General features: G+C 54.2%; 22 protein-coding genes and 2 tRNA genes. 16 read left to right on the plus strand and 8 right to left on the minus strand.

All coding sequences use genetic code 11. The features are described from left to right. Position 1: 1 nt before the first annotated feature. Positions 2–862 (plus strand): HlyD family secretion protein, encoded by an 861-nt coding sequence (locus QLG09_RS20110; protein WP_244048000.1) that lies wholly within the window; start codon positions 2–4, stop codon positions 860–862. Next, on the plus strand, positions 862–2,895 hold the full coding sequence (locus tag QLG09_RS20115; protein WP_244047907.1) for an FUSC family protein: 2,034 nt from the start codon (positions 862–864) through the stop codon (positions 2,893–2,895). Before QLG09_RS20110 ends, QLG09_RS20115 begins: the two co-directional genes overlap by 1 nt. On the opposite strand, the gene sodC is transcribed toward QLG09_RS20115, so the two are convergent. From sodC to QLG09_RS20130, 3 genes are all read right to left on the minus strand, one after another. Continuing rightward, a complete protein-coding gene (gene sodC / locus QLG09_RS20120; protein ID WP_020884336.1) occupies positions 2,874–3,392 on the minus strand; it encodes a superoxide dismutase [Cu-Zn] SodC in 519 nt (172 codons plus the stop codon). The genes QLG09_RS20115 and sodC overlap by 22 nt on opposite strands. A 79-nt stretch (positions 3,393–3,471) precedes the next feature. Then, entirely contained in the window at positions 3,472–4,368 is an 897-nt protein-coding gene (locus QLG09_RS20125) for an aldo/keto reductase family oxidoreductase (protein ID WP_014169781.1), read from the minus strand. A gap of 48 nt (positions 4,369–4,416) precedes the next feature. Continuing rightward, on the minus strand, positions 4,417–4,656 hold the full coding sequence (locus tag QLG09_RS20130; protein WP_020884337.1) for a DUF1289 domain-containing protein: 240 nt from the start codon (positions 4,654–4,656) through the stop codon (positions 4,417–4,419). A 149-nt stretch (positions 4,657–4,805) separates the two neighbouring features. Between QLG09_RS20130 and eptA the strand changes: the two genes are divergently transcribed. From eptA to rnt, 5 genes are all read left to right on the plus strand, one after another. Next, the gene (gene eptA, locus QLG09_RS20135) at positions 4,806–6,431 is read left to right on the plus strand and encodes a phosphoethanolamine transferase EptA (RefSeq protein ID WP_223398050.1); all 1,626 of its coding nucleotides are present in this window, start codon (positions 4,806–4,808) and stop codon (positions 6,429–6,431) included. Between the two features lie 41 nt (positions 6,432–6,472). Next, entirely contained in the window at positions 6,473–7,072 is a 600-nt protein-coding gene (locus QLG09_RS20140; protein WP_014169778.1) for a TetR/AcrR family transcriptional regulator, read from the plus strand. Positions 7,073–7,125: 53 nt separating this feature from the next. Next, a complete protein-coding gene (locus QLG09_RS20145) occupies positions 7,126–8,223 on the plus strand; it encodes an alkene reductase (protein WP_020884339.1) in 1,098 nt (365 codons plus the stop codon). Positions 8,224–8,323: 100 nt separating this feature from the next. Beyond that, on the plus strand, positions 8,324–8,731 hold the full coding sequence (gene gloA, locus QLG09_RS20150) for a lactoylglutathione lyase (protein WP_020884340.1): 408 nt from the start codon (positions 8,324–8,326) through the stop codon (positions 8,729–8,731). Between the two features lie 96 nt (positions 8,732–8,827). Then, positions 8,828–9,478, plus strand: coding sequence for a ribonuclease T (rnt, locus tag QLG09_RS20155; RefSeq protein ID WP_014169774.1), 651 nt, complete (start codon positions 8,828–8,830; stop codon positions 9,476–9,478). A 46-nt stretch (positions 9,479–9,524) separates the two neighbouring features. Here rnt and grxD read toward each other — a convergent pair whose 3' ends face one another. Beyond that, complete coding sequence (grxD, locus tag QLG09_RS20160; protein WP_003832760.1) at positions 9,525–9,872, minus strand: monothiol glutaredoxin 4; 348 nt, start codon at positions 9,870–9,872, stop codon at positions 9,525–9,527. A gap of 339 nt (positions 9,873–10,211) precedes the next feature. Here grxD and QLG09_RS20165 point away from each other — a divergent pair, with 339 nt between their 5' ends. Both QLG09_RS20165 and sodB read left to right on the plus strand, forming a co-directional pair. Beyond that, positions 10,212–10,985, plus strand: a complete 774-nt coding sequence (locus QLG09_RS20165) for a C40 family peptidase (protein WP_014169773.1) — start codon at positions 10,212–10,214, stop codon at positions 10,983–10,985. Positions 10,986–11,107: 122 nt separating this feature from the next. Then, positions 11,108–11,689, plus strand: coding sequence for a superoxide dismutase [Fe] (sodB, locus tag QLG09_RS20170; protein WP_020884341.1), 582 nt, complete (start codon positions 11,108–11,110; stop codon positions 11,687–11,689). Between the two features lie 38 nt (positions 11,690–11,727). Here the strand turns inward: sodB and QLG09_RS20175 are convergent, their stop codons facing one another. Both QLG09_RS20175 and QLG09_RS20180 read right to left on the minus strand, forming a co-directional pair. After that, the gene (locus QLG09_RS20175; protein WP_282489331.1) at positions 11,728–12,894 is read right to left on the minus strand and encodes an MFS transporter; all 1,167 of its coding nucleotides are present in this window, start codon (positions 12,892–12,894) and stop codon (positions 11,728–11,730) included. Positions 12,895–13,057: 163 nt separating this feature from the next. Beyond that, the gene (locus QLG09_RS20180) at positions 13,058–13,147 is read right to left on the minus strand and encodes a YnhF family membrane protein (RefSeq protein WP_032670423.1); all 90 of its coding nucleotides are present in this window, start codon (positions 13,145–13,147) and stop codon (positions 13,058–13,060) included. Between the two features lie 297 nt (positions 13,148–13,444). On the opposite strand from QLG09_RS20180, the gene purR reads away from it, so the two are divergent. Continuing rightward, on the plus strand, positions 13,445–14,470 hold the full coding sequence (gene purR / locus QLG09_RS20185; RefSeq protein ID WP_014169769.1) for an HTH-type transcriptional repressor PurR: 1,026 nt from the start codon (positions 13,445–13,447) through the stop codon (positions 14,468–14,470). Between the two features lie 16 nt (positions 14,471–14,486). Here the strand turns inward: purR and punR are convergent, their stop codons facing one another. Beyond that, a complete protein-coding gene (gene punR / locus QLG09_RS20190; protein WP_014169768.1) occupies positions 14,487–15,398 on the minus strand; it encodes a DNA-binding transcriptional activator PunR in 912 nt (303 codons plus the stop codon). Positions 15,399–15,513: 115 nt separating this feature from the next. On the opposite strand from punR, the gene punC reads away from it, so the two are divergent. After that, positions 15,514–16,713, plus strand: coding sequence for a purine nucleoside transporter PunC (gene punC / locus QLG09_RS20195; RefSeq protein ID WP_014169767.1), 1,200 nt, complete (start codon positions 15,514–15,516; stop codon positions 16,711–16,713). A gap of 299 nt (positions 16,714–17,012) precedes the next feature. Next, complete coding sequence (cfa, locus tag QLG09_RS20200; protein ID WP_014169766.1) at positions 17,013–18,161, plus strand: cyclopropane fatty acyl phospholipid synthase; 1,149 nt, start codon at positions 17,013–17,015, stop codon at positions 18,159–18,161. 28 nt (positions 18,162–18,189) lie between these two features. Here cfa and QLG09_RS20205 read toward each other — a convergent pair whose 3' ends face one another. Beyond that, positions 18,190–18,831: a riboflavin synthase gene (locus QLG09_RS20205; RefSeq protein WP_020884345.1), complete on the minus strand. Its 642-nt coding sequence runs from the start codon at positions 18,829–18,831 to the stop codon at positions 18,190–18,192. A gap of 225 nt (positions 18,832–19,056) precedes the next feature. On the opposite strand from QLG09_RS20205, the gene mdtK reads away from it, so the two are divergent. The 4 genes from mdtK (at position 19,057) to QLG09_RS20225 (ending at position 22,455) form a co-directional block, all read left to right on the plus strand. Next, positions 19,057–20,430, plus strand: a complete 1,374-nt coding sequence (gene mdtK, locus QLG09_RS20210) for an MdtK family multidrug efflux MATE transporter (protein ID WP_282489332.1) — start codon at positions 19,057–19,059, stop codon at positions 20,428–20,430. Positions 20,431–20,583: 153 nt separating this feature from the next. Further along, positions 20,584–20,660 (plus strand) — tRNA-Val (locus QLG09_RS20215). A gap of 4 nt (positions 20,661–20,664) precedes the next feature. Continuing rightward, positions 20,665–20,741 (plus strand) — tRNA-Val (locus QLG09_RS20220). Between the two features lie 118 nt (positions 20,742–20,859). Beyond that, the gene (locus tag QLG09_RS20225; RefSeq protein WP_282489333.1) at positions 20,860–22,455 is read left to right on the plus strand and encodes an FAD-NAD(P)-binding protein; all 1,596 of its coding nucleotides are present in this window, start codon (positions 20,860–20,862) and stop codon (positions 22,453–22,455) included. Positions 22,456–22,463: the final 8 nt, after the last annotated feature.

Raw genomic sequence — 22,463 nt, forward strand, 5'->3', positions numbered from 1 at the left:
TATGCCCCTGAAAACGCTGAAGTACTTTTCCACGCTGATTGTTCTTGCCCTGGCCCTGGTTGCCGGGTGGTGGCTCTGGAATTTTTATATGCAGTCACCCTGGACACGTGACGGCAAAGTGCGGGCTGAGCAGGTCAGCATTACCCCACAGGTGTCGGGCAGCATTACGACGCTTGTCGTGAAAGATAACCAGTACGTTAAAAAGGGTGACGTGTTATTCCGTATCGACGACACCCCCTATCATATTGCGATCCTTAACGCCCAGGCACAGCTGGCGAAGGCCCAGTCTGATTTAGCAAAAGCCAATAACGAAGCCAATCGCCGCCGGCACTTGTCGCGCAGCTACATTTCCGCAGAAGATTTAGATACTGCCAATATCAACGTTAAGGCCATGCAGGCGAGCGTGAACGTCGCGGAGGCGACGCTCAAACAGGCGCAGTGGGAGCTGACACAAACCGTTATTACCGCGCCAGTCGATGGATGGATCACCAACCTGTCAGCCCGCGTGGGGAATTATGCCACCGCCGGGCAACCCGTTTTCGCCCTTGTCGACAGCCACTCGTTCTATGTGGTGGGTTATTTTGAAGAGACCAAGCTTCGCCATATTCGCGAAGGGTCTCCCGCTACCATTACGCTTTACAGCGGCTCGCAAAAGTTACAGGGTCACGTCTCCAGCATTGGCCGCGCCATTTACGATCAGAGTGTTGAAATGGATTCAGGCCTGGTACCGGACATCAAACCGAACGTGCCGTGGGTACGTCTGGCCCAGCGCGTACCGGTTCGTGTGGAGTTTGACCATTTACCGCAGGGCATAACGCTGGTCTCCGGCACAACCTGCACCGTCGCCATCGGGACCCGTTGATGAACCTGCAGGCCTTCTCCTGGCGAAATACGCCGTGGATGAAAGCGACACGTCCGCAGTGGCGCTATGCGCTGCGTAATGGCATTGCGATGTGTCTGGCGCTGACTGTCGCCTATTACCTCAACCTTGATCAGCCCTACTGGGCAATGACCTCTGCCGCGGTGGTGAGTTTCCCCACCGTCGGCGGGGTGATCAGCAAGAGTCTTGGACGTATTGCCGGCAGCCTGTTGGGTGCCACCGCAGCGTTAATCATTGCAGGTCATACGCTGAACGATCCGTGGCTTTTTTTGTTGAGCATGGCGATATGGCTGGGCTTTTGTACCTGGGCCTGCGCGCATTTTACGAATAACGTTGCCTATGCCTTCCAGCTGGCCGGCTATACCGCTGCCATTATCGCCTTTCCGGTGGTGAATGTGCTCGATACCACCGAGCTGTGGGACATCGCACAGGCGCGCGTCTGCGAAGTGATTGTCGGTATTCTGAGCGGCGGTTTCATGATGATGATACTGCCGAGCACTTCCGATGGCACCGCGCTTATTACCGCCCTGAAGACCATGCATACCCGTTTACTGGAGCACGCAAGCCTGCTCTGGCAACCGGATACCAACGACGACATCCGTCTCGCGCACGAAAAGGTGATCGGCCAGATCCTGACCATGAATCTGTTACGCATTCAGGCCTTCTGGAGCCACTATCGCTTTCGTCGTCAGAACACCCTGCTGAACTATCTGTTGCATCAGCAGCTGCGTATGACCAGTTCAATCTCCAGTCTGCGCCGGATGCTGCTCAACTGGCCCACACCCCCTGCACATACGCGCGCCGTGATTGAAACGCTGCTCGCGGCGCTTGCACGCCCGGATGCCGACATCTACACCGTCGCGAAGATTATCGCCCCGCTCGCGCCAGTAGATGAGTACGATTACCGTCACCGCGCCTTCTGGCAGCGTCTCAACTATTTTTGCCGGTTGTATCTGCGCAGCAGCCGCTGGATTAACGCCGTGGAAAATGCCACCCCGGTCACCGAGTTCGCTGTCCCCGGTAGTCCGGCACTGGCACGACACACAGACTCGATGGAGGCACTGTGGAGTGGTTTTCGTACCTTTTGCGCGCTCACGCTGGTTGGCGCGTGGAGTATCACCACCCAGTGGGAGTCAGGCCCTGCGGCCCTGACGCTTGCGGCTATCAGCTGCGTGCTGTACTCCGTCGCCGCGTCACCGTTCAACTCCCTCACGCTGCTGCTGCGCACCCTGGTGCTGCTCTCGCTATTTAGTTTTGCCGTGAAGTTTGGGTTGATGGTGCAGATAAGCGACCTGTGGCAGTTCCTTCTGTTCCTGTTCCCGCTGTTAACCACCATGCAGCTGCTGAAGCTGCAAATGCCCAAACTCGCGGGGCTGTGGGGACAGCTGATTGTATTTATGGGCTCGTTTATCTCCGTCACTAACCCGCCGGTTTATGACTACGCCGATTTTCTCAATGATAATCTGGCGAAGATCCTTGGCGTTGGGCTGGCGTGGCTGGCATTTGCGGTGTTACGTCCGGGTTCAGATGCGCGCAAGAGTCGCCGGCATATCCGCGAGTTACGCAGAGGTTTTGTCGATCAGTTGAGTCGAAAACCGCATTTACGTGAAAGTGAGTATGAATCGCAGGTCTATCACTATGTCAGCCAGCTCAATAACAGCCAGGACTCCCTTTCGCGCCGCTGGCTGTTGCGCTGGGGTGTGGTGCTGTTGAACTGCTCTCACGTGGTCTGGCAACTTAGGGCATGGGAAACACGGTCCGACCCGCTGTCGCAGGTTCGTGATGTCTGCATCACCCTGCTACGCGATGTCATGAGCGAACGCGGTGTCCAGCAGCGTCCACTGGAAACCACGCTTGCTGAACTTCAGCGAATTTGCGATACCCTTGCGCACCACCACTCGCCTGCAGCACGAGATTTAGCCTCGATAATCTGGCGCCTGCACTGCTCGCTGTCGCAGCTGGAACAGGCACCGGCTCCGGGTACAATTGGGGATCACATCACCCCGCAGGCATAGCGAGCCCCGCCACCGCCAAGCGGTTTTGGCTGATCGGACATATTGTCGCCGCCGACGTGGATCATCAGCGCCTTGCCTTTCACTTCATCCAGCTTTTTCAGCCGCGGCGCGACAACGGGATCCGTGGCTTTGCCGTCGTTATTCACCACCAGCACCGGCAAATCGCCCAGATGTCCCATACCGTCAGGACCTTCATGCTTACCGGTATGTTGTGGGTCGAGGTGGCCGCCTGCCGCCTCCGCAGCCGAGGCTTTACCCTCTTTTAAGGCGGGCTGACAGCTACCGTTAGCATGGACATGGAAACCATGTTCGCCAGGAGGAAGGGCTTTGAGATTGGGCGCGAATTCCAGTCCCTTGTCGGTTTCAGTGATTTTCACCGTGCCGATGGACTGACCTACACCCTGAGAGGTGACGAGATTCATTTCCACTTCATCACTGGCCGCCTGCGCACCTGCACAGACCACCAGCGTGACGAGAGCCAGAGTAAAACGCTTCATATGACCTCCACGGGTTGTTTTTTGCCCCTTAAGTTTATACCAGGGGCAAAGATTTCACCGGAAAGTCACGTTTTACCGGTTACGGGACGTCGTAACCCAGCGCCGCTTTGCGGATGCGGAACCACTGCTGACGGGTCATCTGCAACTCTTCCGCGGCAATGGCGGCGCGTACGCGTTCAATTTTGCCCGAGCCAATGATTGGCAGTGGTTTTGACGGCAGACGCAGGATCCACGCGTACACCACCTGTTCGATGCTTCCGGCATTCAGTTCGCGGGCAATGGTCTCAAGCTCAGTCCGCAGCGGCTGGAATTCATCATCATTAAACAGACGTCCGCCGCCCAGACACGACCACGCCATCGGACGGATACGCAACTGCTGAAGCTGATCGAGCGTGCCATCCAGCAGCAGCGGCTGATGAACCGGAGAAATTTCAACCTGGTTGGTGGCCAGGGTAAACGGCAGACGAGACTGCAGCAGCGCAAACTGTGCAGGGGTAAAGTTTGATACGCCGAAATGACGCACTTTGCCACTTTGATGCAGATTCAAAAACGCTTCGGCCACCTCATCGGCATCCATCAACGGATCGGGGCGGTGGATCAGTAGCAGATCGATATGATCGGTCGCCAGGTTAACCAGCGACTGTTCGGCGCTCTTAATGATGTGCGCGCTGTCGGTAATGTAATGGCCGAGAGCATGTTCCGGTTTTGCCGTCGTGGCAATCCCGCATTTGGTGACGATCTCCATGCGTTCGCGTAACGCAGGAACCAACTTGAGTGCCTCGCCGAACGCGGCTTCACACTGATAGCCACCGTAAATATCAGCGTGATCGACCGTGGTGATCCCTAAGTCGAGATGCTCTTCAATAAAGCTTGCCAGCTGGAGGGGGGACATATTCCAGTCCATCAGGCGCCAGTAGCCCATCACAAAGCGGGAGAATTCTGGCCCCTGGGGGGCAAGGGTAATTCGCTGAACCATAACATTTTCCTCAAGGACGTGATGTCATGAGTATACGCAATTACCGTGTTAAAACAGTGAAGGTTGCTGGGGTTCTTCGGTGTCACCGGCTTTGTTTGCGCGTATTTTGCGCAGAAGTCGCTGTCGACAGAGACGGAGCACCTCCTGTTTCTGCGTGTCGCTGAAGTGTTGCCAGTTAAAACGCTCATCGCGCGTGCGCATGCAGCCACGGCAATATCCGCGTTCATCCACCTGACAAATACCCCGGCACGGGCTCTGGATGGGGAAAAACTCCAGTTGCTCTGCCACACTCACCTCCCGATAACGACTATCACCTACAGTGAAGACGCTAAACGTCCCGCGTGCAAGGGCTTTACCACAGTTTTGTGGCATTAAGGTTTCACTAATCTTCGTTCTCTATACTCGCCCCATCATTAAAATTGCAGGTTTTCTGATCGATGTGGCTAATCAAAAAGTTACAATGTAACGACATAAAATTTACTCTGGGCTGTGCACTTTTCTTTACCGTATTAAACGCGCTGTTTATTCAGCGTAGCTGGGCTATTATCGCGCCCGCGCATATCCATGACGTCCTCTTTGCCGCGTCCGTTCCACTGGTGCTGTTTTGCGGCTGGGTCATAGTTTTTAGTCTGCTTAATATCCCGTTTATTCGTAAACCGCTGCTGATTGTCTTGACCGTCGGATGCGCCGCCGCGACCTACTTTATGTATACCTACGGCGCGGTTATCGATCAGAACATGATTGTTAACGTGTTCGAAACCAACTCTCAGGAAGCCACCGCCCTGGTGACGCCGCAGATGATCCTGTGGATTGTCGTTGCCGGTCTTGTTCCGTCCGTGGTGCTGGCCATGATCCGCATTCGCACCGGGAAATGGTGGTACGCCCTGCTGACCCGTTTTGCCGCAATGCTCGGCGCCCTGCTGGTTATCATCCTCATCGCCGCCCTGTTTTATAAAGACTACGCGTCGCTGTTTCGCAATAACAAAAGCATCGTCAAAATGGTGACCCCCGCAAACTATGTCAGCGCGATGGTCAAATACAGCAAAATGCGCTGGTTTGCAGGCGATCAAACACTGGTCCGGATCGGTGAAGATGCCCATAAAGGGCCGCTGATTGCAGGCCAACAAAAGAAAACCGTTCTGGTGCTGGTCATCGGCGAAGCGTCACGTGCCGCGAACTACTCGTTGAATGGCTACGGGCGTGAAACAAACCCCGAGCTGAAAAAGCAGGATGTGATTAACTTCCCGCAGGCCTCCTCCTGCGGCACCGAAACGGCCGTTTCCGTGCCCTGCATGTTCTCCGGTATGACGCGCAGTAAATACGATGCCGATCTGGCCCATCACCAGGAAGGGTTGCTGGACGTGCTCGCCCATGCGGGGATCAATATGCTGTGGCGTGACAATGATGGCGGTTGTAAAGGCGCCTGCGATCGCGTTCCCCATACCGACATGACCCAGTGGAAACTCGATCAGTTCTGCAAAGACAACTCCTGCATTGACGATGTGAACTTCACCCGTCTGGACAATGTTCTGGATGGCCTGAAGCAGGACTCCGTACTGGTCATCCACCTGATGGGCAGCCACGGCCCGGCATACTATCGCCGTTATCCGGATAATTTCCGCAAATTTACGCCAACCTGCGATACCAATGAAATTCAGGATTGCGATCACCAGGCGCTAATGAATACCTATGACAACACCATCCTGTATACCGACAGCATGGTCAGTAAAACCATCGATGCCCTGAAAGCGCGTCAGGCGAGCATGAATACCGCCCTGATTTACCTTTCGGATCACGGGGAGTCGCTGGGCGAAAGCGGGATTTATCTGCACGGCACGCCGTATCTGCTGGCACCAGAGCAACAAACGCACATTCCGTTTATGTTCTGGTTATCACCAGACTATGCGAAAAATTTCGGCGTCAACGAGCAATGTTTACGTGACCATGCAGCAAAAAATGCGGTTTCGCAGGACAATTTGTTCTCTACCGTATTGGGTATGATGGACATTAAATCAAAGGTTTATCAACAACAGCTGGATATTCTGAACGCATGTCGCCACTGAACACGCTTGCAATAGACCGAACGGTCTATTAGAGTGCGGCCATGAGCAGAAATACAGAACACGATACCCGAGAACATTTACTGGCGACCGGCGAGCGACTTTGCATGCATCGCGGGTTCACCGGTATGGGGTTGAGCGAGTTATTAAAAACCGCTGAGGTACCGAAGGGGTCGTTTTATCACTACTTCCGGTCCAAAGAGGCGTTTGGCGTGGCAATGCTGGAGCGGCACTATGCCAGCTACCATCAGCGCCTGGCAGCGCACTTTGCCACGGGCGAAGGTAATTATCGCGATCGTGTTCTGCACTTCTATCAGGAAACGCTGAACCAGTTCTGTCAGCAGGGCATCATCAGCGGTTGCCTGACGGTAAAACTTTCTGCCGAAGTGTGCGATCTTTCAGAAGATATGCGCACAGCAATGGATAAAGGGGCCCGCGGGGTTATCGCCCTCATGGCACAGGCGCTGGAGAAAGGCCGCGATGAAAAAACGCTGACTTTTCCTGGCGAACCTTTAACCCAGGCGCAGGTTTTATACGCCCTCTGGTTAGGCGCGAACCTGCAGGCCAAGATTTCACGCAGTGCGGTGCCGCTTGAAAGCGCACTGGCACATGTAAAAAGCAGCATTACTACGCCTCGCGTATAGCAGGCGTTTTTATTTACGTAATTACTAGACGACTGGTCTACTCAGGAGCCTTTATGTCCGCTGAAAAATTATTTACCCCCTTGAAAGTGGGTGCCGTTACCGCGCCAAACCGTGTGTTTATGGCCCCGCTTACCCGTCTGCGCAGCATTGAGCCGGGTGATATCCCTACCCCGTTGATGGGTGAATATTACCGTCAGCGCGCAAGCTCTGGCCTGATCATCACCGAGGCCACCCAGATTTCTGCTCAGGCTAAGGGTTACGCTGGCGCACCAGGTCTGCACAGCCCGGAACAGATTGCCGCGTGGAAAAAAATCACGGCTGGCGTTCACGCTGAAGAGGGTCGTATTGCCGTCCAGCTGTGGCATACCGGTCGCATCTCTCACAGCAGCATCCAGCCTGGCGGTCAGGCACCGGTTTCCGCCTCTGCCCTGAGCGCGAACACCCGCACCTCGCTGCGTGATGAAAACGGCAATGCGATCCGCGTTGATACGTCTATGCCGCGCGCTCTTGAACTGGACGAGATCCCGGGGATTGTTAACGATTTCCGCCAGGCCGTGGCGAATGCGCGTGAAGCCGGTTTCGACCTGGTTGAACTGCACTCCGCGCATGGCTATCTGCTGCACCAGTTCCTGTCACCGTCCTCTAACCATCGTACCGACCAGTACGGCGGCAGCGTTGAAAACCGTGCGCGCCTGGTGCTGGAAGTGGTGGATGCCGTATGTCAGGAGTGGAGCCCGGACCGCATTGGTATCCGCGTGTCCCCGATTGGTTCTTTCCAGAACGTTGATAACGGCCCGGACGAAGAAGCGGATGCCCTTTATCTGATTGAAGAGCTGGCAAAACGGGGTATCGCGTATCTGCATATGTCCGAGCCAGACTGGGCCGGTGGTCAGCCTTACACTGAAGCCTTCCGTCAGAAAGTACGCGAACGCTTCCACGGTGTGATCATCGGTGCAGGGGCATATACCCCTGAGAAAGCTGAAGATCTGATTAGCAAAGGTTTGATCGACGCCGTTGCATTTGGTCGCGATTTTATCGCTAACCCTGATCTGGTCGCCCGTCTGCAGCAGAAAGCCGCGCTGAACCCTCAGCGTCCGGAAAGCTTCTACGGCGGCGGCGCTGAAGGTTATACCGACTACCCTACCCTGTAATCTCTTCATTGCTCATTGATAGCGGCGACCTTTCGCCGCTATACTAAAACATCGTTTCTGTTCAAATAGATATTCTATTCCATTGGTTAATGAGGAAATTATGCGCCTACTTCACACCATGCTGCGCGTTGGCGATCTGCAACGTTCTGTCGATTTCTACACTAACGTACTGGGTATGAAACTGCTGCGCACCAGCGAAAACCCGGAATATAAATACTCGCTGGCGTTTGTGGGTTACGGCCCGGAAACGGACGAAGCGGTCATCGAACTGACCTACAACTGGGGCGTGGACAGCTATGAGCTGGGCACCGCTTATGGTCATATCGCGCTGGAAGTGGACAACGCAGCCGAAGCCTGTGAACGTATTCGCAGCAACGGCGGTAACGTGACGCGTGAAGCTGGCCCGGTCAAAGGCGGCACCACGGTGATCGCGTTTGTTGAAGATCCGGACGGCTACAAAATCGAGCTGATTGAAGCCAAAGACGCTGGTCGCGGTCTGGGCAACTGATCCCGCAGGGCGCAACATGCGCCCGTACTTTTACTGCATCCCCATCCAAAATTTGCCATAATGCGCACTGCTTTTTTCCCCATGTAAGAGACCCTGATGTCCGATAACGCTCAATTTAGCGGTCTGTGCGACCGTTTTCGTGGTTTTTATCCTGTTGTGATCGATGTTGAAACAGCCGGATTTAACGCTAAAACCGATGCGCTGCTTGAAATTGCCGCCATCACGCTGAAGATGGATGAACAGGGATGGCTTACACCGGACACCACGCTGCATTTCCACGTTGAACCGTTTGAAGGGGCCAACTTACAGCCCGAAGCGCTGGCCTTTAACGGCATCGATCCGCATAACCCGCTGCGTGGTGCGGTAAGTGAATATGACGCGCTGCACGCCATTTTTAAAATGGTGCGTAAAGGTATGAAAGAGAGCAACTGCAGCCGCGCCATTATGGTGGCGCATAACGCCACGTTCGATCACACCTTTACGATGGCCGCAGCCGAGCGCGCGTCGCTCAAGCGTAACCCTTTCCACCCGTTTGTGACCTTCGATACCGCGGCACTGAGCGGTCTGGCGTTGGGACAAACGGTATTATCAAAGGCATGTATTACGGCAGGCATTGAGTTTGACGGCACGCAGGCGCATTCCGCGCTTTATGACACCGAGCGGACGGCGGAGCTGTTTTGCGAAATTGTGAACCGCTGGAAGCGTCTGGGCGGCTGGCCGCTGCCAATGGGTGACAGTGAAGAATAAAAAAAAAGCGACCTCATGAGGTCGCTTTTTTGTCTTCACAGATAACTTACTCCGCGTCTGGCTCTTCCGTTTTGTACTTCGCAGCCGTTTCTTTGATCAGCTGCTGCAGTTCACCGCGCTGATACATTTCGATCAGGATATCGCAACCGCCGACCAGCTCACCGTCTACCCACAGCTGTGGGAACGTCGGCCAGTTAGCGTATTTAGGCAGCTCAGCGCGGATGTCCGGGTTCTGCAGGATATCAACGTAAGCAAAACGCTCACCACAGGCAGACAGCGCCTGAACCGCTTGCGCGGAGAAGCCACAGCTTGGCAGCTTCGGAGAACCTTTCATATACAGCAGAATCGGGTTTTCAGCGATCTGGCGCTGGATTTTTTCAATAGTGGTGCTCATGTCTTGCTTCCTTTAACTTCTGTTACGGCATTCGTCTGTCATTGTAGCGGTTCAGACTGCCATCGGAAAATAACATTTTTGTCACGTCTTTCTTATTTTACCGCGAGTGATGAAAAGTTGCATTGCAAATGGTGTTTAACCCTGCGGCACTCAGGGTTTTGTTTAGGGAGTGAACAATAGTGCGACAGATTGATGAATTTTTTTGCACTTGCTAACGAAACAGGATTGTAGATTGAAAAATGCTATTAACTTATCGGGTTTTTATAGATTAGAATCGACGGGCTTTGTAAATCATTCGCGGGTATTATTGATGACCTGCATTTATCAGGGGACTGCCCAGTGGCGCGGATAAATAAAATCTCGATCACGCTCTGTGCTTTACTGTTTACAACACTCACTTTCACGCCAGTGGCGAACGCCTCTCAACAGGCGCGGCACTCTGCTGTACAAAAAACGCATCTGGCCAAAACCACAGACCGTAAGAAAAAAACCACCAGCAAGAACGACAAGAAAAAGACCACCACCCAGACTAAAAAGACCGCCTCCAGCAAGACGAAAACAAAACCTTCCCGCACTGCCCACGCAACCAAAAGTAAAGCCTCGCAAACTGCAGCTAATCTCGTGACGGAAAAATGCATCCCCCGCAAAGGTCATAAAGCGAAATGCACGAAGGTCACGAAAATAGCGGAAGTGCATAAGGTTCGCGTGCAGAAAGCGCAAAAAACGGCGTTGAATAAACTGATGGGGCAGATCGGCAAACCCTATCGCTGGGGCGGCAGCTCACCGCGTACCGGTTTCGACTGCAGCGGCCTCGTCTATTACGCCTACAAAGATCTGGTGAAGTTCCGAATTCCACGTACCGCCAATGAGATGTATCACCTGCGCGACGCGTCACCGGTCAACCGCGGTGAACTGGAGAATGGCGATCTCGTCTTCTTCCGCACTCAGGGGCGCGGCACGGCTGACCACGTTGGCGTATATGTAGGCAACGGGAAATTTATCCAGTCCCCACGTAGCGGCCAGGACATCCAGATAACCTCTCTCAGTGAAGACTACTGGGTACGTCACTATGTCGGCGCACGCCGCGTGATGACGCCAAAAACCATTCGCTAACCCCTGCCCTGCCACAGCCGTGGCAGGGTAAGTTCCTCTTTTGCATACCCTTTCAATTTGCTATTCTGTCCCTGTTGTCTGTGTGGTTATTGGCAACATAAAAAACAATAAGGAGAGAAGCAATGTCGTTCGAATTACCTGCACTACCATATGCAAAAGACGCCCTGGCCCCGCACATTTCAGCGGAAACCCTGGAGTATCACTACGGCAAACATCACCAGACGTACGTCACCAATCTGAACAACCTGATCAAGGGCACCGATTTTGAAGGCAAAACGCTGGAAGAGATCGTCCGCAGTTCAGAGGGCGGTGTCTTTAACAATGCCGCTCAGGTGTGGAATCACACCTTCTACTGGCACTGTCTGGCACCGAATGCAGGCGGCGAACCTACGGGTGAACTGGCTGGCGCGATTAACGCGGCATTTGGCAGCTTTGCTGATTTTAAAGCGAAGTTTACGGATGCTGCAGTCAAGAACTTCGGTTCTGGCTGGACGTGGCTGGTGAAAGACGCGGATGGCAAACTGGCTATCGTTTCCACCTCGAACGCGGGTACGCCACTGACCACCAGCGCAACGCCGCTGATGACCGTGGACGTCTGGGAACACGCTTACTACATTGATTACCGTAACGCGCGCCCGAACTACCTGGAGCACTTCTGGGCACTGGTTAACTGGGCGTTTGTGGCGAAGAACTTCGCCGCGTAAGAGACACGCAGAAGGGTTTGCCCTTCTGCGTTTTTTAATTATTCAGCAGCGCACGCTGCTTCCGGCTGTTTACGGCCAGACATCATCACTAACAGCAGGCCGAGCGCGGCAATTATCGCCCCCATCACCGGCACAAAGCTGTATCCCAGGCCACCAGAAATGACGGCACCACCGGCAGCGGCACCGAGCGCATTGCCAAGGTTAAACGCGCCAATATTGACCGACGACGAGAGACCCGCCGCCTCATGAGCAACGCGCATCACGCGCATCTGCAGCGGCGGAACCACGGCAAAGGTCGCAGCCCCCCAGACAACCATCGCCATCGCCGCCCCGACTTCATTACGCGCCAGCCACGGAATGGCGATCATGATGACAATCAGCAGCGTTAAAAAGCCTTTCAGCGTCCCGCTCACGGAACGATCGGCGAATTTCCCGCCGAGATAGTTGCCAATAGAGAACCCGACACCAATCAGCACCAGCATCGCGGTCACAAAGAGAGGCGTCGCGTGGGTGATATCGTGCAACACCGGTGAAATATAGGTGTACAGGGTAAACATGGCGCCCGCCCCCAGTACGGTGGTCAACAGCGCGGAGAGCACCTGCGGGCGCATCAGTACCGACAGCTCTTTGCGGACGTCAGGACGTTCACCAGCGCTGCCTTTCGGCAAGGAGAAGTACAACGCCACCATGGCGATAACACCCAGCACGGCCGTCGCCAGGAACGACATGCGCCAGCCGATCGCCTCACCCAGCCAGGTTGCGGCAGGTACACCGCCAATGTTGGCAATCGTCAGACCCATAAACATGGTTGCCACGGCACTCGCCTGCTTGTGTTTTGGCACCACGCTTGCGGCCACAACCGATCCCAGCCCAAAGAACGCGCCGTGGTTAAGACTGGTCAGAATGCGGGACAACATCAGGGTGGTGTAATCCGGAGCAATCGCGGAGAGCACGTTGCCCAGCGTAAATATCGCCATCAGGAAAATCAGCGCATTGCGGCGCGCGCGGTGTGAAAGCAGAAGCGTCATGAGCGGTGCCCCCACCATCACGCCAATGGCGTAGGCGCTGATGAGCATCCCGGCCGCCGGGATAGAAACATCCACGCCCCGGGCGATAACAGGCAGTAACCCCATCGGGGAGAATTCAGTGGTGCCAATCCCAAAAGCGCCAATCGCCAGGGCAAGCAGGGGAAAATTGATTTTCATGCGTCAACTCCGGATGCCGTGTCATGTCGTGACACAGAACAAAGAAGCCGAAAGCATGACATCAATCACAAAAAATGAGAAGTTAACAAATTGGCAAAAGATTTTTGCCGCAGGCGTAACAATCAGGAAAACTGAGAGGGAGAGAGCTCTCCCTCCGTGTAAATCAGTGCAATGCAGCCGTCAGACCCGCCGCAACAATCAGAGCCAGTACAATAACGGTGGTCACCAGCGAAAACTTCAGATCGTAGCTCATCAATTTTTCTCCTTTTAATCTCCCCACGAAAAGTGAGCCTGCTCATTTTTACACAGTTTAGTTCAAAAATCTTCCTGGATTTAAACTGATAACCACTTTAGCTCTTCCCCTTTTCATCAAGATAGGACAAAATTCCACGCTAAATTTATTAGCGTACCGGCCATTGACCCCCTCCTGACGTCCTGTGTCGTTTTCCCGGCGTGCCGCAATTCAAGATTGCGTGATAAGGGTGAGAGAAGGCAAACGTTTACCTTCAAGTTTTTCAGGAGTTTAGGATATGGTCTGGAGTGACATTTAATGGCAACAATTAAAGACGTAGCAAAACGCGCAAACGTTTCCACTACAACCGTATCACATGTAATTAACAAAACTCGCTTTGTGGCGGAAGAGACGCGCAACGCCGTCTGGGCGGCAATCAAAGAATTACACTATTCACCGAGTGCGGTGGCGCGTAGCCTCAAAGTTAATCACACCAAATCCATTGGTTTGCTGGCAACCAGCAGTGAAGCGGCCTATTTTGCCGAGATCATTGAAGCAGTCGAGAAAAACTGCTTCCAGAAAGGCTATACCCTGATTCTGGGCAACGCGTGGAACAGCATTGAAAAACAGCGCGCTTATCTCTCCATGATGGCGCAAAAGCGTGTGGATGGCCTGCTGGTGATGTGTTCAGAGTATCCGGAATCCGTGCTTTCCATGCTGGAAGAGTACCGCCATATTCCTATGGTGGTCATGGACTGGGGCGAAGCACGTGCAGACTTCACCGACTCCGTCATCGATAACGCGTTTGAAGGCGGCTATATGGCAGGCCGTTATCTGATTGAACGCGGTCACCGCGAGATTGGTGTGATCCCGGGTCCACTGGAGCGCAACACCGGTGCCGGACGTCTGGCCGGGTTTATGAAAGCAATGGAAGAGGCGCTGATTACCGTGCCGGAAAACTGGATCGTGCAGGGTGACTTTGAACCGGAATCCGGTTACCGCGCGATGCAGCAGATTGTCTCCCAGTCGCATCGCCCGACAGCCGTTTTCTGTGGCGGTGACATTATGGCGATGGGTGCTCTCTGTGCCGCCGATGAACTGGGTCTGCGCGTGCCGCAGGACATTTCCGTGATCGGGTATGACAACGTACGCAACGCGCGCTTCTTTACCCCGGCGCTGACCACCATCCACCAGCCAAAAGACTCGCTGGGTGAAACGGCCTTCAATATGCTGATGGACAGGATCGTCAACAAGCGTGAAGAGTCTCAGTCCATTGAAGTTCACCCGCGTCTTATCGAACGCCGTTCCGTTGCGGATGGTCCGTTCCGCGACTATCGTCGTTAATCTTTTACGGGGCCAGTTATACTGGCTCCCGTAGCCATTCCCGGTTAAGCGTCTCACTGTCTCCCAGGTAATCCAGAAGCCAGGCCATTGCGGGCGACACATCATTTTGTTGCCAGGTGAGACAACAGGCCGCATCCGGAAAAGGATTTTCCAGCGTCAGTTCAACCCATTCACCGGTGTCGATTCGGGGCCGTGCAAAATGGCCAGGGACCATGGCAACGCACAGCCCGGCGCTGAGGCATGTTGCTGAGGATTCCCAGTCCGGCGCAACCACCCGTCGCTGGTTATCCAGCAGCCAGGTAATGCGTTTGGGCAACGAACGCGAGGTATCTTCCAGCACCAGCGAGGGCCAGTTACGGAGCGTTTCGTCGCTGAGCGGCCCGTCCAGGTCAGCCAGCGGATGATCGCTTGCCACCACACATTTCCAGTTGAGCATGCCCATGTCGCGAAAGGCAAAGCGTCCCCCAACCGGGATCGCCTGCGTGGCACCGATCGCCATCTCTGCCCTGCCATCTGCCAGCGCATCCCAGACGCCGTTAAACACTTCCTGGGATACCCGCAATTCGACATCCGAGAAATGGCGATAGAAATCGACAATCATCTGCCGGGTACGTTCTGGTTTTACGATGTTATCCACGGCAATGGAAAGATGTCCTCGCCAGCCGTTAGCGATCTGCTGACACTGTTCGCGGGTGATCTGCATTTTTTTGATAACAGAACGCCCTTCTTTCAAAAACCATGCCCCGGCGGGCGTTAATTCCACATCACGGTGACGCCGTTCAAACAGCGGAACGGCCAGCCACTCCTCAAGCTGACGCACCGTATAGCTGATTGCCGAGGGGACGCGGTGCAACTCCTGCGCTGCACCGCTAAAGCTGCCGTTGCGCGCAACAGCATCGACCACTTCAAGAGAATAATCTGACCACATTTTCTGCCTGCAAAAATTTTGAATGCACTCGCCAAATATTAGCGTTTCACAAGCTGCTTTGCACTCCCTACACTCTGCGCAAACATAGACCTGCCTCCCTCAGGAGAAAAAAACAATGCAACCCAGGAAAGGATTTTTAGTCTGGCTCGGTGGTTTAAGCGTGCTGGGCTTTTTAGCCACTGATATGTACCTGCCCGCCTTCGCCGCAATGCAGGAAGATTTACAGACCCCGGCGGCAGCCATCAGCGCCAGCCTGAGCTTATTCCTCGCGGGCTTTGCCTTCGCGCAGCTGCTCTGGGGGCCTCTCTCTGACCGCTTTGGTCGTAAACCGGTGCTGTTGCTGGGGCTGGCTATCTTTGCCGTCGGCTGTCTGGGTATGTTATGGGTACGCGATGCAACCTGGCTGCTGGTGCTGCGCTTCGTGCAGGCCGTTGGCGTCTGTGCTGCTGCGGTGACCTGGCAGGCGCTGGTAACCGACTACTATCCGGCCAACCGGACAAACCGCATTTTCGCCACCATTATGCCGCTGGTAGGGCTTTCACCTGCCCTCGCCCCGCTGCTCGGGAGCTGGATCCTGGCACATTTCGACTGGCAGGCCATTTTCGCTACGCTGTTTGCCATCACGCTGGTCCTGATGATCCCGGCATTCACACTCAAAGCGGCACATAAGAAAGAGACGCCTGCCGACACGACACCGGTGACCTTCACCTCTCTGCTGAGCACCAAAGCGTACCGCGGTAATGTCCTGATTTATGCCGCCTGCTCGGCGAGTTTCTTCGCGTGGCTGACCGGTTCACCGTTCATTCTTCACGATATGGGTTACAGCCCGGCCGCCATTGGTCTGAGCTATGTCCCGCAGACCATCGCGTTTCTGGTCGGGGGCTATGGCTGTCGCGCGGCGCTGCAAAAATGGGAAGGTCAGCAGATGCTGCCCTGGCTGCTGGTGCTCTACGCGCTGAGCGTGATCGCCACCTGGGCTGTGGGCTTTATCCCGGGCGCAGGTCTGGCAGAAATTCTGATTCCATTCTGCGTGATGGCCGTGGCGAACGGTGCGATTTACCCTATCGTGGTAGCCCAGGCGTTACGTCCGTTCCCACAGGCAACAGGTCGTGCGGCCGCGCTTCAGAATACCCTGCAGCTGGGTCTGTGCTTCCTGGCAAGCCTGGTGGTCTCTGCGCTGATTGCCACGCCGCTCCTGACCACCACCAGCGTCATGCTGGTTACGGTTGCGCTGGCCCTTCTGGGATACCGTATGCAGTCTGCGGCACAACGTGAGCAGGATGACCGCGCAGAGGTGAAAACCTCGCATGCATAATCGCGCCAGAAATTATGTTAAATATCAGTGATTAGGTTGCTAAGAATTTTCTATTGAATCACCAAATTTTGAGGCCTATACTAAATTTGGTTCGATTAAATACGATAAATATTAAGTGTTAACGGGAGCCGGAGCGCTCCCGTTTTACCATGGAAGGCATTTCGGCAAGGGTTATCTCCCTTCCTCTGTTCTACGTCGGATACTAGCCTCACGGGGAAATACCGTGAGATTTCTCACAAACCATAAAAAGCGTCTACGCTGTTTGAAGGTTCTGATCACAGTAAGGTGATGGAGAAGCTATGAGTTCATCGTGTATAGAAGAAGTCAGCGTTCCGGACGATAACTGGTCCCGGATCGTCAGTGAACTGTTAGGTCGTGCAGGCATCACTATTAATGGATCTTCGCCATCCGATCCACAGGTTAAGCATCCCGACTTTTTTAAACGCGTATTGCGGGAGGGATCGTTAGGCCTGGGGGAAAGTTATATGGACGGCTGGTGGGAGTGTGAACGGCTGGATATGTTTTTCTCCAGCGTGTTACGCGCCGGTCTGGAAAACCAGCTCCCCCGCAATCTGAAAGATACGTTACGTGTCGCCTCCGCCCGGCTGTTTAATCTGCAAAGCAAAAAACGGGCGTGGATCGTCGGCAAGGAGCATTACGACCTCGGTAATGACCTGTTCAGCCGCATGCTCGATCCTTTCATGCAATATTCCTGCGCCTACTGGAAAGAGGCCTCAACCCTTGAAGAAGCACAGCAGGCTAAGCTGCGTCTGATTTGTGAAAAACTGCAGCTACAGCCGGGCATGCGTGTGCTGGATATCGGTTGTGGATGGGGTGGTCTGGCCTATTTTATGGCGAAGCATTATGGTGCCAGCGTGGTCGGTGTGACCATTTCAGCTGAACAGCAAAAAATGGCACGGGAGCGCTGCCAGGGCCTTGATGTGGATATTCGCCTTCAGGATTATCGCGACCTGAACGAGCAGTTTGATCGCATAGTCTCCGTCGGCATGTTCGAACACGTGGGGCCGAAAAACTATGACACCTACTTCAGCGTGGTGGACCGTAACTTGAAACCTGACGGCATCTTCCTGCTGCACACCATTGGTTCTAAGCGCACCGACAATAACGTCGATCCGTGGATCAACAAATACATCTTTCCGAATGGCTGTTTGCCGTCCGTTCGCCAGATTGCTAACGCCAGTGAACCTCATTTCATTATGGAAGACTGGCATAACTTTGGCGCGGATTATGACACCACGTTGATGGCATGGCATTCACGTTTCCAGGAAGCCTGGCCAGAAATTGCGGACAACTATTCTGAACGGTTTAAACGGATGTTCAGCTATTATCTCAATGCCTGCGCAGGCGCCTTTCGCGCGCGTGATATTCAACTTTGGCAGGTTGTTTTCAGCCGAGGGATAGAACACGGTTTGCGGGTCGCACGCTAAAAAAAACCCCGGATATCCGGGGTTCATTTTATTCTTCTTCTGCGGTCTTTATTATTGCGGCTTCTTTTGCCGCCAACAGCCGCTCAACGGTATCCACAACCGCCTGAGTCTGCGGATCGATTTCGATATTAACCCGATGCCCCAGTTTTTTCGCCCCCAGGGTTGTACGCTGGAGAGTTTCAGGAATTAAATGCACGCAGAAACGGGTCGGCGTCACTTCCCCAACCGTCAGGCTAATCCCATCAATACCAATAAATCCTTTATACAGGATGTATTTCATTAATGAAGGATCCTGCACTTTAAACCAGATTTGACGGTTATTTTCCGAGGTGACAATCTTCGCCACTTCCGCGGTGGTCATAATATGGCCTGACATCAGATGGCCGCCAATCTCATCGCTAAACCTGGCCGCACGCTCTACGTTTACGGTATCCCCCACCACCAGCTCGCCCAGGTTGGTGATGCGCAGCGTCTCTTTCATTAAATCAAAGCTAATCTGGTTACCGTTAATTTCGGTTACCGTCAGGCAACAGCCGTTATGTGCAATCGAGGCGCCAGTTTCAATGCCATCAAGCATATATTCCGGAAGCTCAACCACATGAGTTCGGAAATTAGGTTTTTCATCAATGGACACCACTTTGGCGGTGCCCTGCACAATACCAGTAAACATGCTTACAACTCCTGTTTTTTCCGGACGGTGGTGACACCGTTTAATCCCACCACAATAACAGTTGGAAAAACAGGTTGCCAGCGGAGCGCATTTTGTGGCGATTTTTTCACTAGATAAATAGCTAAACCCCGCTACAATAGCTGGCACCCCCCTGCATTTTCTTCTTGCTGCCAGTTACGGCGGCCTTTTTAGTCTCTCAAATAACTAGAATATAAAGGTGTTCACGTGCAGAAGTACATGAATGAAGCGCGCCAGTTATTGGCACTGGCTATACCAGTGATCATCGCGCAAGTAGCCCAGACCGCAATGGGATTTGTGGATACGGTAATGGCGGGTGGCTACAGCGCCACCGATATGGCCGCCGTGGCAATAGGCACCTCGATCTGGCTTCCGGCCATCCTGTTTGGCCACGGCCTGCTGCTCGCCCTCACCCCGGTTATCGCTCAGCTAAATGGCTCAGGGCGACGTGAACGTATTGCCCATCAGGTTCGACAGGGGTTCTGGCTGGCAGGATTTGTCTCCGTGCTGATAATGGTTGTGCTGTGGAATGCCGGTCATATCATCCGCGCCATGCATAATATTGACCCGGCACTGGCTGACAAAGCCGTCGGCTATCTGCGGGCCCTGCTGTGGGGTGCGCCAGGCTATCTGTTCTTCCAGGTCGCGCGTAACCAGTGTGAAGGCCTGGCGAAAACCAAGCCCGGAATGGTGATGGGCTTTATCGGCTTGCTGGTGAATATTCCGGTGAACTACATCTTCATCTATGGTCACTTCGGTATGCCGGAGCTCGGCGGCGTCGGCTGCGGCGTGGCGACGGCTGCCGTCTATTGGGTGATGTTCTTCAGTATGATCTCCTATGTGAAACGTGCCCGTTCAATGCGCGATATCCGCAATGAAGGTTCGTTCAGCACGCCGGACTGGAACATCATGACGCGTCTGGTGCAGTTAGGCCTGCCGATTGCGCTGGCGCTGTTCTTTGAAGTGACGCTGTTTGCCGTGGTCGCCCTGCTGGTTTCTCCGCTCGGCATTGTGAACGTAGCCGGTCACCAGATTGCGCTGAACTTCAGTTCCCTGATGTTCGTATTGCCGATGTCGCTGGCCGCAGCGGTGACCATTCGCGTGGGCTTTCGTCTGGGGCAAGGTTCGACGCTGGATGCGCAAACGGCGGCCCGCACAGGGCTTGGCGTCGGTGTCTGTATGGCCATCTGTACGGCACTGTTTACCATCACGCTGCGTGAGCAAATTGCCCTGCTTTACAACGACAACCCGGAAGTGGTGGCCCTGGCCTCCCATCTGATGTTGCTTGCCGCGGTGTACCAGATCTCCGACTCCATACAGGTGATTGGCAGCGGCGTACTGCGTGGGTATAAAGATACGCGTTCGATCTTCTTTATCACCTTCATCGCTTACTGGGTGCTGGGTCTGCCGTGTGGTTATATCCTGGCGCTTACCGACCTGGTGGTTGTCCGCATGGGGCCGGCAGGATTCTGGATGGGCTTTATCATCGGCTTAACCTCTGCGGCAATTATGATGATGCTGCGCATGCGCTTCCTGCAACGCCAGTCATCCTCGGTAATATTGCAACGCGCTGCACGTTAAATACGCAGTAGCCGCCAGCTGGCGGCTACTTTCTCTTCACTTTGCGCGGTAATAAAGCAATCGCGTGAAATCAGAGAGAAAAATGCATTTTCCCTCTTGCCTCAACGATGCTGTGCCGCTAATATTCGTCCCCGTTGTCACCGACAACACGTTGCGTTCATAGCTCAGTTGGTTAGAGCACCACCTTGACATGGTGGGGGTCGTTGGTTCGAGTCCAATTGAACGCACCATTCTGCGTCCGTAGCTCAGTTGGTTAGAGCACCACCTTGACATGGTGGGGGTCGGTGGTTCGAGTCCACTCGGACGCACCATTTCAGTCCTGAAATGGTGCAAATCCTCTTCTTAAGCCCTGATTTTTCTTAATACCCCAATTTCATCATTATTCTCCTGCTACGCTTTTCTTATGGAAAAAAAACAGGAAGACTGTCGATGAAGAAAATCGCCATTATCGGCTCCGGCCCTACAGGGATTTACACCTTTTATTCTCTTCTTAAGAACGCGTCGCCGCTCTCTGTCTCCGTTTTTGAACAGGCAGACGAAGCTGGCGTGGGAATGCCCTACAACGACGACGATAACTCTCGCCTGATGCTGGCCAACATTGCCAGCATTGAAATCCCGCCCCTTTTTATGACCTACCTCGACTGGCTTAAGCGCCAGAGTGAAGCCCATCTGGCGCGCTTTAAGGTTGATAAAGCCACCTTGCATGACAGACAGTTTTTGCCCCGTATTCTGCTGGGCGAGTATTTTCGCGACAGTTTCCAGACGATAGTCCAGGAAGCTAAGAGGCGGGGATTTCAGGTTGAGATCCACACGTCTGCCACCGTCACCGATGTTGCCCCGTCTTCCTCCGGCGTGACGCTTTCGGTCAATGACACGCCGTTTCCGGAACAATTCGATCTCGCCGTGATCGCCACCGGGCATGTCTGGCCAGAAGAAGAGGAAGCCACGCGCGCGTATTTCCCAAGCCCGTGGTCAGGGTTGATGGATGCCCGCATCCGCCCCTGCCGCGTCGGTATTATGGGAACATCCTTAAGCGGGCTGGACGCGGCGATGGCCGTGGTCATGCAGCACGGTGAGTTTCGCGACGGCACGTTCCTCCTCGATAAAGGAAGTGAAGCGTTAAAAATTGTACTCATGTCCAGGACCGGGATTCTGCCAGAGGCCGATTTTTACTGTCCTATTCCGTACGAACCGCTGTCGGTATTAACCGAATCGGTACTCGAAGCCGAAATCGCCAAAGGATCAGACGGTCTGCTTGACCGCATTTTCGCCCTGATGGTGAAAGAGCTTGAACTCGCCGACCCGGCCTGGTGTGAGAAAATATCGCTGCGCATGCAGACGGCGGACAGCCTTCGCGAAGCGTGGTTTGAGGATCGAAAACAGCACGGCCCGTTTACCTGGGCTGAAGAGAACCTGATTGAAGTCGAGCGGAACAAACGTGACCGGCGCACGGTGGCCTGGCGCTACACCGTGCTTCGACTGCATGAAGTGGTCCAGGAGATGGTTCCTCATCTTACCGAAAAGGACGCTGAACGCTTTAAAAACGGGCTGGCACGCGTCTTTATCGACAACTATGCCGCCATTCCCCCGCAGTCGATTCGCAGGCTTCTCGCGCTTCGTGAGGCCGGCATCATTAGTGTTGTGGCGCTGGGTGATGATTACACGCTGGATATTGGCAACGCGCAGACGGTCATCGCCACAAAAGAGATGACCTACCGTTTCGACGTTTTTATTGATGCCCGCGGGCAAAAGCCGCTTAAAACAAAAGATCTGCCCTTCCCTACGCTGCGCAAGCAGCTACAGGCGACGGGCGATGAGATCCCGGATATTGGCGAGGATTACACGTTAAAAGCGCCGGAAACGCTTCGCGGACGCATTGCATTTGGCGCAATCCCGTGGCTGATGCACGATCGCCCTTTTGTTCAGGGACTGGCGGAATGTGCAGAGATAGCAGAGGCGATGGCAAAAGCCGCAGAGAAAACCGCATCGGGTTCAAGACGGAAATTACCGTACAGTGATGACTGACAGGGCAT

This window comes from Enterobacter sp. V89_11 (assembly GCF_029967775.1).
GTDB lineage: Bacteria > Pseudomonadota > Gammaproteobacteria > Enterobacterales > Enterobacteriaceae > Enterobacter > Enterobacter ludwigii.

Coding starts and splice junctions, on each gene's coding strand:
- sodC (WP_020884336.1), bottom strand. CDS start 3,392: ATGAAGCGTTTTACTCTGGCTCTCGTCACGCTGGTGGTCTGTGCAGGT.
- cfa (WP_014169766.1), top strand. CDS start 17,013: ATGAGTTCATCGTGTATAGAAGAAGTCAGCGTTCCGGACGATAACTGG.
- purR (WP_014169769.1), top strand. CDS start 13,445: ATGGCAACAATTAAAGACGTAGCAAAACGCGCAAACGTTTCCACTACA.
- eptA (WP_223398050.1), top strand. CDS start 4,806: ATGTGGCTAATCAAAAAGTTACAATGTAACGACATAAAATTTACTCTG.
- gloA (WP_020884340.1), top strand. CDS start 8,324: ATGCGCCTACTTCACACCATGCTGCGCGTTGGCGATCTGCAACGTTCT.
- QLG09_RS20125 (WP_014169781.1), bottom strand. CDS start 4,368: ATGGTTCAGCGAATTACCCTTGCCCCCCAGGGGCCAGAATTCTCCCGC.
- grxD (WP_003832760.1), bottom strand. CDS start 9,872: ATGAGCACCACTATTGAAAAAATCCAGCGCCAGATCGCTGAAAACCCG.
- QLG09_RS20205 (WP_020884345.1), bottom strand. CDS start 18,831: ATGTTTACTGGTATTGTGCAGGGCACCGCCAAAGTGGTGTCCATTGAT.
- punR (WP_014169768.1), bottom strand. CDS start 15,398: ATGTGGTCAGATTATTCTCTTGAAGTGGTCGATGCTGTTGCGCGCAAC.
- QLG09_RS20115 (WP_244047907.1), top strand. CDS start 862: ATGAACCTGCAGGCCTTCTCCTGGCGAAATACGCCGTGGATGAAAGCG.
- QLG09_RS20225 (WP_282489333.1), top strand. CDS start 20,860: ATGAAGAAAATCGCCATTATCGGCTCCGGCCCTACAGGGATTTACACC.
- punC (WP_014169767.1), top strand. CDS start 15,514: ATGCAACCCAGGAAAGGATTTTTAGTCTGGCTCGGTGGTTTAAGCGTG.
- rnt (WP_014169774.1), top strand. CDS start 8,828: ATGTCCGATAACGCTCAATTTAGCGGTCTGTGCGACCGTTTTCGTGGT.
- QLG09_RS20175 (WP_282489331.1), bottom strand. CDS start 12,894: ATGAAAATCAATTTTCCCCTGCTTGCCCTGGCGATTGGCGCTTTTGGG.
- sodB (WP_020884341.1), top strand. CDS start 11,108: ATGTCGTTCGAATTACCTGCACTACCATATGCAAAAGACGCCCTGGCC.
- QLG09_RS20145 (WP_020884339.1), top strand. CDS start 7,126: ATGTCCGCTGAAAAATTATTTACCCCCTTGAAAGTGGGTGCCGTTACC.
- QLG09_RS20140 (WP_014169778.1), top strand. CDS start 6,473: ATGAGCAGAAATACAGAACACGATACCCGAGAACATTTACTGGCGACC.
- QLG09_RS20110 (WP_244048000.1), top strand. CDS start 2: ATGCCCCTGAAAACGCTGAAGTACTTTTCCACGCTGATTGTTCTTGCC.
- QLG09_RS20180 (WP_032670423.1), bottom strand. CDS start 13,147: ATGAGCTACGATCTGAAGTTTTCGCTGGTGACCACCGTTATTGTACTG.